We start from the raw sequence: 8,188 nt of genomic DNA on the forward strand, positions 1-8,188 counted from the left end.
AGAATGAATGTACCGCCGATTTCGGAATAGGCGTACCGTTCGAGCAGAATTTGCAGGAATACAATTGTTGAGAGGACAGAAGAGATTCCGTCAGCAACAGGTTCTGCGAAAAAAGCCGCTTTTGCACCAAAGAAAGAAGGCAGGACAGCTGCACTGATCACAAAAAGAGATTTTCTGGTAACGGAGAGCGCAAGTCCTGTCTTTGGACATTCCAGGGCAGTCAGCCCGTCTACAAAGACATACTGGAAGCTTAGCGGAATGATCATCAGTGTATAGGTACGGATGACCCAGACAGAGAATCTGATATACTGTGGATCAGTGGTAAACAGAAGAACAAAGTACCGGGGAATAAACCGGGAGAGAAGGAACATGATGGTGGTAAAGATAAGCATTACTCCCAGAATGTTCCTTTCTGCGTCCTTGACCCTGTTTACGCATCTGGCACCGTAATTGTAGCTCAGGATTGCCTGTGTACCTCCGCTGATCCCGATCATAGGTGAGGTGATCAGAAGCAGATAGCTTTGAGCAATGGTGGCACAGGTGATTAGCATATCGCCCTGGGAAGCACCACCATATTTCTGGAGCACTGTATTCATAAAGATCAGGATCAGGCTGTCTGTGGCCAGGATCAGAAAAGGAGAAAATCCCAGGGAAAGGATTTTCCTTATGACTTTTAAGTTGTACTGTCCGAAGGTAATCTTTACAGGAACCTTTTTTCCCAATAAGAAGGTCATTGCAAAGATGCAGGAGAGTATCTGCGAAATAACGGTTGCAATGGCAGCACCGGAAATTCCCATATGAAAACCAAAAATAAAAATCGGGTCTGACAGGATGTTACATCCTGCGCCGATCAGTACGGTAAACATTCCCACAAGGGGGAATCCCTGACAGTTGATAAAGTAATTAAGCCCTGTAGCCATCAGTGCGAAAAAGGTACCTGTTGTATAAATAGTCAGGTAGGTATTGGCAAAGGGAAAAGTAGCCCCACTTGCGCCAAACAACATAAGCAGCTTATCTTTTAGCAGAAGAAAGCTGACAGTCAGCAGAACAGAAAAAATACTGAGCATCAGAAAAGAATTTGCCAGTACCTGTTCTGCTTTTTTGTGATTCTTTTCGCCCATTCGGATTCCCATGGTAATGGAACCTCCGATTCCTACCAGGGTGCCAAAAGAAGTGAGAAGTGTAACGATAGGACCGCATATGCCTGCACCTGCAAGAGCCAGTGCGCCATTTTCGGAAATATGTCCGATATACATCCTGTCAATAATACTGTAAAGTACATTGACAAATTGCGCGGTCATAGAAGGGATGGCAAGCTGGAGTACCAGAGTGCGTACGGGTGCCTTGCCAAGATTTGCTGTTGCGTTCATTTTAATTTTCCTCATCCATTCGACAGGGACTGCCGCACTTGCATGTGCAGCAGCCCCTGTATATTAATCATTGTCAATTTTAACAGATATGGACAGAAAAAGCTATGATTTTTGAGATATTGTCCTTGTAAAAGATATTGAGAATAGCCTCTCGGGGTCAGACCCCATGAAATCAGGCTCTCGGGGTCAGACCCCATGAAGAAGAAATGATTTTTCTCTAAAGAAACTATAAACGAAAACGAGAGCATAGGCTACTGGCGCTGCTCTAATAACTACATAAAATTTTGTGGAAGGCACATTGGGCGCTACAAGGTATGAAAAGGAGAATTATGAAAACAACATTACTTATCATGGCAGCTGGTATTGGCAGCCGCTTCGGAACAGGAATCAAGCAGTTAGAGCCGGTGGATTATGCTTTCCAGGACATTAACGATATTCCGGGGACTCTGCCGGAAGGCCGTACAAAGCCGTGGGGAACTGGTCAGGCCGTGCTTGCAGCGAAGAAGGTCATCAAGACCCCGTTCATCGTCATCAATGCAGATGATTACTATGGCAAAGAAGGTTTCAAGGCTGTTCATGAGTATCTGGTGAATGGCGGCAAGTCCTGTATGGCAGGTTTTGTGCTGAAGAACACGCTGTCTGATAACGGTGGCGTGACTCGCGGTATCTGCAAGATGGATGAGGATTACAACCTGACCGAGGTCGTGGAAACGAAGAACATTGTAAAGACCGCAGCTGGAGCAGAGGCAGAAGGAATGGCTGTTGATGTTGATTCTCTGGTTTCCATGAATATGTGGGGCTTAACTCCTGATTTCCTTACAACGCTGGAAGAGGGATTCAAAGAATTCTTCGAGAAGGAAGTGCCGGGTAATCCACTAAAGGCAGAATATCTGATTCCTATCTTCATCGGTGAACTGCTGGAGCATGGGAAGATATCTGTGAAGGTTCTGAAAACAAATGATACATGGTATGGCATGGCAGATTATCTGGCGGAGCCGCATGAGGAATATATCTGCTTTTCTAATTATCCTATTGGAGATAAAATTGCAGATTTTGTAGTGCTGACATCAAGATCAAAAATGAAAGTCTGCATTGTAGAAGTCAAAGGTGCAGATTTTAAAATTGTTAAGGCCAATCACTATCAGGGTTTAAATGTACATATGAATGATGCAATTACACAATTAAAAAATCATATGGAATACATAAACAGAAATTACAGTTCATTCAGAACCCAGATACATGAAGATAAGGATAAAGCAATCAATGAGGAATATAGTGGAAATTATTTAGTGGGTCCTCGAAAAACCCTATTGGTTGACCCACAGAAGGATATAGATGTTAAATATATAGCTATAGGTGGAGTTGAAAGAGAAGACAAGTCAATTGAAGAAAGCCACGAAATTGTAAAATGTAAACCAGCAGATAATTTAGAGATAGCTTCGTGGAATTCTTTTGTGCGTAAGTTGGATGAATATCATGGACATCATCCTGTTCAATAAAAAACGCTGGACAGATTACCGGAAATCATCTAAGGAAAAAATCTCATTGTAACAGGCACGCATCAAATCCACAAATCTGGATTACCTGAATAAACTGACCAAGAGAAAGTAAAATATGTGCGGATACAGTCCTTGTAATAGGGGTGTATTGATGTTAAGATGGTAGTATAGAAGATGTGGATAAGCTGAGAAAAGAAGGTGTTACCAATGAATGAGGAAGAAAGATTTGATTTTGAGCAAAAGCACGAAGAAGACCTTCAAAGATTACGTGGCTTTCGTCTTTTAGATGATGATTTTATGAGCAAAGTATTTGAAGATAAGAATTGTGTGGAATTTTTATTGCAGATTATACTAAAACGAGATGATCTTAAAGTTACAAGTGTGAGCAGTCAATATGTAATAAAAAACTTACAAGGGCGTTCTGTTCGTTTGGATATTCTCGCAGTGGATCGACAAAATCAGGTGTATAATATTGAAATTCAAAGAGATGATAAAGGTGCAGGTGTGAAGAGAGCTAGATATAATAGTAGCTTGATTGATGCAAATGTGACAGAACCGGGTGAACAATATCAAAATTTAAATGAAACGTATGTGGTTTTTATCACAGAAAATGATGTGTTAGGAGAGAATATTCCAATATATCATGTGGATCGTATCGTTAGGGAAACAGGAAAAATGTTCAATGACCAATCGCATATTATATATGTAAACTCTCAAATAAAAGATGAAACAGCATTAGGAAAACTTATGCATGATTTTACATGTACCAATGCTAAAGATATGTACTACGAAGTGCTGGCTGACCGTGTACATTATTTTAAAGAAGATGAGAAAGGAGTGGCAATTATGTGTAAAGCTATGGAAGATATGAGAAATGAAGCAGCAAGAGAAGCAGAAAAAATGAAAGCAATTCGTATGGCTCGTTTAATGATAGAAGATGGTAAACTTAATTATGAAGATATTGCAATGTACACAGAGCTTACTCTGGAAGAAGTAGAAAAAATAGCTTTGGAAAAGAAAAGTGCATAATAAAAGACATAAAACGAATGTTTTGTTTTGTGGAACAACTATGCATCCCAGATTGCGGAGAAGTAGCAAAGAAAGCTGAAGCCGAAGCAGTATTTAAGGAGCTGCTGGCAAGCTGTACATCCAGACTGGCAAGAACAACTCTCGGGGTCAGACCCCATGAGGAAGCTTTATTTGATATTATCCGAGGAAGTATCATGAATTTATATAAACGAGACTATATAAAGAGCGTTCCTACCAAACAGGAAATGCAACTGTATGAGGGTATTTTGTGTACTGAAAGAAAAGCTGTCGGAGACAGAGGATTTGGGAAGATAAATCATAGGCGATTGTATCCAGCAGCAGTTCGACACTATGATAGTTTGTTCCCTAACAATCATATTGAGTTGTTTGATTTCCAGAACGAAGGTAATATGGAACAACTAAATGAAGAATTTTGTGCCTTGATTCATGATGCAAATACAAACGAAAGAAACGTTCTTCGCTTTATTAATCACAGACCTGCTTATCATATTATTGCTGGTGTATTTAAGTATTATAATTTTGGTCACCACGATGCATATGTCTTCCCGGAATTTGCTTTAGGTAAGTACATTGCCGATTATTTGTTGATAGGAAAAAGCTCTGGCGGATATGAGTTTGTATTTGTCGAGCTTGAACACCCTAATGGAAGAACAACCTTGAAATCTGGACACGAGGGAGAAACCTTTAGAAAAGGTACTTATCAAATTTATGATTGGAAAGCAGAAATCGAAGCACACTTTTCTGCATCGTTTGTAACGATCACCAAGTACAGCAACAAATCCTCACTTCCGAAGGAATTTTCAGAATATGATTCAAGCCGCTTCCACTACGCTGTGGTCGCAGGCTTGCGTGAGGATTACAACGAAGCTACTTATCGTGATCGTCGAAACAAAGTAACCCAGCAAAACATTCTGACTTTGCATTATGATAATCTGTACGATAAAGCCTGCGAGTTAGAAACAGCTCAATCATTTTAAATAGCAAGTGAACCGCTCATGTTAACGGTTAGGATGAACGTGTTTCTCCCATCGTTGACATGGGTACCTGTCTTTTGAAGAGAAAAGAACAAGCAAGATATGAAACCAGTATTGATGGAAAATGCCTTTGAAGCGTGGGCGGCTGCCATACGCTTTTGTGATGATAGAAAAACTCTCGGGGTCAGACCCCATGAAGACAAAACTTCTCAATAAAGAAGAAATTAAAACTAAGATGATGGAGCTTACATATATCCAGGAAAGATTAGCTGAGGAATAAAAAGTTATGGAGGAGTAACCGGCTCCTCCATCTTAGCATAGAAAATCCGGCACTTTTGGAAAAACTCTCGGGGTCAGACCCCATAAAGAATGGGAATTTATTTGAATCCAGGAAAGGATTCTTCTTTTGGACTGGCCATGTTTACAGTCCGAAATCTGTTGTTGATGCCATGCTTAAGGAACTTATATATACACAGGAAAGAATCCTATGAATAGCAGTATGAAATAATGTATGGCAAATATGAAAGGATAAATTTATGAAGAACAGTTCTGAACGCAAAAGATATAAGACGAATCCAAATTTCGATGCATATTTATTATATTCTTATATACAAATGAAAAGAAATGCATCTGATAAAAGAAGTCGCGATAAAGCAGATAAGTTGATTTATGAGTATTTGAATAATTATATAATGTATGAACTGTATTACAGTTATCGTAGTACACTCGAAAAATGCGAATTTCAGGAGTTATATCAGTCATTATGGGTTGAAGTTTTAGCAGACTTGCCCAGATTTAATCCTGATCTCGGAAGAGCGACTACATTTTTTCGCTATTCTATAAAACATGCTGTTTGCATTTTCGTAAGTTTCAAAAAATATAATACAACTCCATATCTAGCTAATCAACTGGAAAAAATCAAAAAAATTCAGCAGGAATGTGAAGAATCAGGAACTCCTTTTACTGTTGAATTAGCCAGTAAATATTTACATTGCACAATCCCTACTGTATTAAACTATCAGGTTAAACTTGGTATGGAATCCTCTTTCTCTTATGAAGTAATATCTGTTACAAATAAATATTTTTCTTACGATTCCTATGATGAGGAAGCTACAGATTCAAAACCAATATCTTCATATTCTGATGCGGAATTGAGAAAATTAGTAAAGGATTTTTCTGAGAAAGAACTATGTTTACTCAATATGTATCTGCAGATGTGCACACAGGAGAATTCATACAATATCGAAGAATTTCGCAAAGCGAAAGCTTCCCAATCTGCAATGACAAAGGCTGAAACAGAACAAGCTATTATAAAGATAGAAGATTTGTTCAAAAAAATCGGGATTAATAAAGCACTGCGGGGTCAGACCCCATGAAGAGAGTGTGGTTAAGAGATTATTAGCCGGCGGTATGAGTGCGGACGAGATTCTTGAAAAACTGAAATAAACAAGAATCCAAGAAAAATAAATGCCGTGTGGACAAACTGAACTTCAGGAGTTCACACGGTATTTTTTGAAGGTTGCCGTATAGTTTATAACGAAAATAAAAGAAGAACAAAATTTAAAGAAGTGGAGCGTGAGAAAATGAACTTATCAAAAATACATCATATTGCAATCATCGTATCTGACTACGAAGTTGCTAAGGATTTTTATGTGAACAAGCTTGGATTCTCTGTCATCAGGGAAAACTACCGTCCAGAGCGTAAGGACTGGAAGCTAGATCTTCGTGTCAATGAGCACACAGAGCTGGAGATTTTTGCAGAAGAAAACCCGCCGAAGCGTGCGAACCGCCCGGAGGCCTGTGGGCTGCGTCACCTTGCATTTTGTGTGGAGAGCGTGGAGCAGACGGTGAATGAGCTGGCGGAGGTAGGGATTGAATGTGAACCAATCCGCATGGATGATTACACCGGCAAGAAGATGACTTTCTTCCATGACCCGGATGGACTGCCGTTGGAGTTGCATGAGTAAAATGAAGAAAACAAGAAAACCAGGCGGTGGCCGGAAGAAGCTGAAGCCTGAATACAATGCCGGAAAGAACCTGAAAGAGTAGATGGAAAGTGCTGTGGCACTTTATAATCCAAAAACACAAACTATTTTACACTACCAGAGGATCTTCCGGAATACTGCCGTACTAAACTGAAAAAATAATACTAAGCCATCTGATAGAGAATCTGGCAGACAGCCAAGAACAGTATCAGATGGCTTTTATAAGATGTTAATATACGAATGATTACCTAGTTACGAGACGCTTGCTTCAATTATTTCATATTTACGCAATTAAAAGGAGGATTACCATTTAATACATTAACTACTTCTTCGGCTACTTTTCTTTGCAATGTATGAATTGCAGTTTCGCTATACCATGCGCTATGTGGAGTTGCGATTACATTATCCATATGGAGTAATGGATGTTCTGGAGTAACTGGTTCGTTTTCAAATACATCTACTCCGGCACCAGAAATCTTGCCGTTTTGCAGTGCTTCGATAAGAGCGGCCTCGTCGATGATTCCGCCACGAGCTGTATTCACAAGAATAGCGTTTGGTTTTAATAATGTCATTTCTTCTTTCCCGATAAGATGGTAAGTATCTTTTGTAAGTGGGCAATGAACAGAGATAAGATCGCTATCTTTGAGAAGCTGTTCTAAAGTAACAGGTGTTACATTTAGCTCCTGAGCAGCAGTCTCATTTATATAAGGATCGTATGCGATCACTTTCATTCCGATTGAAGTACAGCTGGGCGCGGATATCAACGTTCACGATAAGCAGAAGTTTGAGCTGGAGCGGTAAATAAGATAGAAAATACAACTGATAAGAAAGACAGGGCACGGTGATGAAGTATCTGCAGAATGTACCTATTCACAAGGATGACCTGTTTTTTATCCCTGCAGGCACGATCCATGCCATTGGGGCAGGTGCGCTCGTTGCAGAAATCCAGGAAAGCTCGAACCTGACCTATCGGCTGTATGATTACGACCGCATAGGAAAGGACGGGAAGAAAAGAGAACTGCATATCGACAAGGCGTTGGATGTGGCAGATCTTCACGGCAGTGCAGAGCCGAGACAGCCGCTGCGGGTTCTGAAGTACCGTCCGGGGATGGCATCGGAGCTGTTGATACGCTGCAAATATTTTGAAGTATACCGGATGCTTATCAATGGAGTATGCCAGGAAGTGCAACGCTGACCTGTTGTTGGTAACTGATTCGGATTGTGACCGTGTGGGTATTGCTGAACATTGGGGTCAGACCCCAATGTGGTCAATTTACCGTCAACTTAAGGAAAATCGTCAGATTTTATCC

The 8,188-nt window shown here is 40.3% G+C and carries 8 protein-coding genes and 1 pseudogene; 7 read left to right on the top strand and 2 right to left on the bottom strand.

What is annotated here, in order from left to right; translation table 11 throughout:
* Nucleotides 1-1,370 (bottom strand): MATE family efflux transporter (locus LJE12_RS18830; RefSeq protein ID WP_227292361.1); only part of this gene is annotated, 1,370 nt, incomplete at its 3' end.
* A gap of 329 nt (nucleotides 1,371-1,699) precedes the next feature.
* On the opposite strand from LJE12_RS18830, the pseudogene LJE12_RS20845 reads away from it, so the two are divergent.
* From LJE12_RS20845 to gloA2, 6 genes and pseudogenes are all read left to right on the top strand, one after another.
* Nucleotides 1,700-2,347, top strand: a pseudogene (locus LJE12_RS20845) (nucleotidyltransferase); the annotation flags it as partial.
* Nucleotides 2,345-2,869 (top strand): Shedu anti-phage system protein SduA domain-containing protein, encoded by a 525-nt coding sequence (locus LJE12_RS20850; protein ID WP_227227116.1) that lies wholly within the window; start codon nucleotides 2,345-2,347, stop codon nucleotides 2,867-2,869. The pseudogene LJE12_RS20845 and the gene LJE12_RS20850, both read left to right, overlap by 3 nt.
* Before the next feature lie 207 nt (nucleotides 2,870-3,076).
* Nucleotides 3,077-3,898 carry an Rpn family recombination-promoting nuclease/putative transposase gene (locus LJE12_RS18845; protein WP_055060744.1) on the top strand — a complete coding sequence of 274 codons (822 nt, stop codon included), beginning with the start codon at nucleotides 3,077-3,079 and terminating at the stop codon, nucleotides 3,896-3,898.
* Nucleotides 3,899-3,915: 17 nt separating this feature from the next.
* Nucleotides 3,916-4,896: a Shedu anti-phage system protein SduA domain-containing protein gene (locus LJE12_RS18850; protein WP_055060743.1), complete on the top strand. Its 981-nt coding sequence runs from the start codon at nucleotides 3,916-3,918 to the stop codon at nucleotides 4,894-4,896.
* Nucleotides 4,897-5,429: 533 nt separating this feature from the next.
* Entirely contained in the window at nucleotides 5,430-6,269 is an 840-nt protein-coding gene (locus LJE12_RS18855; protein WP_118409696.1) for a hypothetical protein, read from the top strand.
* Between the two features lie 207 nt (nucleotides 6,270-6,476).
* Nucleotides 6,477-6,860, top strand: a complete 384-nt coding sequence (gene gloA2 / locus LJE12_RS18860; protein ID WP_008704394.1) for an SMU1112c/YaeR family gloxylase I-like metalloprotein — start codon at nucleotides 6,477-6,479, stop codon at nucleotides 6,858-6,860.
* Between the two features lie 290 nt (nucleotides 6,861-7,150).
* Here the strand turns inward: gloA2 and LJE12_RS18865 are convergent, their stop codons facing one another.
* The gene (locus LJE12_RS18865; protein WP_049896266.1) at nucleotides 7,151-7,609 is read right to left on the bottom strand and encodes an NAD(P)-dependent oxidoreductase; all 459 of its coding nucleotides are present in this window, start codon (nucleotides 7,607-7,609) and stop codon (nucleotides 7,151-7,153) included.
* Nucleotides 7,610-7,722: 113 nt separating this feature from the next.
* On the opposite strand from LJE12_RS18865, the gene LJE12_RS18870 reads away from it, so the two are divergent.
* The gene (locus tag LJE12_RS18870; protein WP_020993826.1) at nucleotides 7,723-8,073 is read left to right on the top strand and encodes a class I mannose-6-phosphate isomerase; all 351 of its coding nucleotides are present in this window, start codon (nucleotides 7,723-7,725) and stop codon (nucleotides 8,071-8,073) included.
* The last annotated feature ends 115 nt before the right edge of the window (nucleotides 8,074-8,188 follow it).

This window comes from Blautia sp. DFI.6.71, assembly GCF_020593585.1.
Lineage (GTDB): Bacteria > Bacillota > Clostridia > Lachnospirales > Lachnospiraceae > Blautia_A > Blautia_A wexlerae.

Bases quoted from the DNA above. Each gene is read 5' to 3' on its own strand.
- LJE12_RS18855 (WP_118409696.1), top strand. From the start codon at position 5,430: ATGAAGAACAGTTCTGAACGCAAAAGATATAAGACGAATCCAAATTTC.
- gloA2 (WP_008704394.1), top strand. From the start codon at position 6,477: ATGAACTTATCAAAAATACATCATATTGCAATCATCGTATCTGACTAC.
- LJE12_RS20850 (WP_227227116.1), top strand. From the start codon at position 2,345: ATGGCAGATTATCTGGCGGAGCCGCATGAGGAATATATCTGCTTTTCT.
- LJE12_RS18845 (WP_055060744.1), top strand. From the start codon at position 3,077: ATGAATGAGGAAGAAAGATTTGATTTTGAGCAAAAGCACGAAGAAGAC.
- LJE12_RS18850 (WP_055060743.1), top strand. From the start codon at position 3,916: ATGTTTTGTTTTGTGGAACAACTATGCATCCCAGATTGCGGAGAAGTA.
- LJE12_RS18870 (WP_020993826.1), top strand. From the start codon at position 7,723: ATGAAGTATCTGCAGAATGTACCTATTCACAAGGATGACCTGTTTTTT.
- LJE12_RS18865 (WP_049896266.1), bottom strand. From the start codon at position 7,609: ATGAAAGTGATCGCATACGATCCTTATATAAATGAGACTGCTGCTCAG.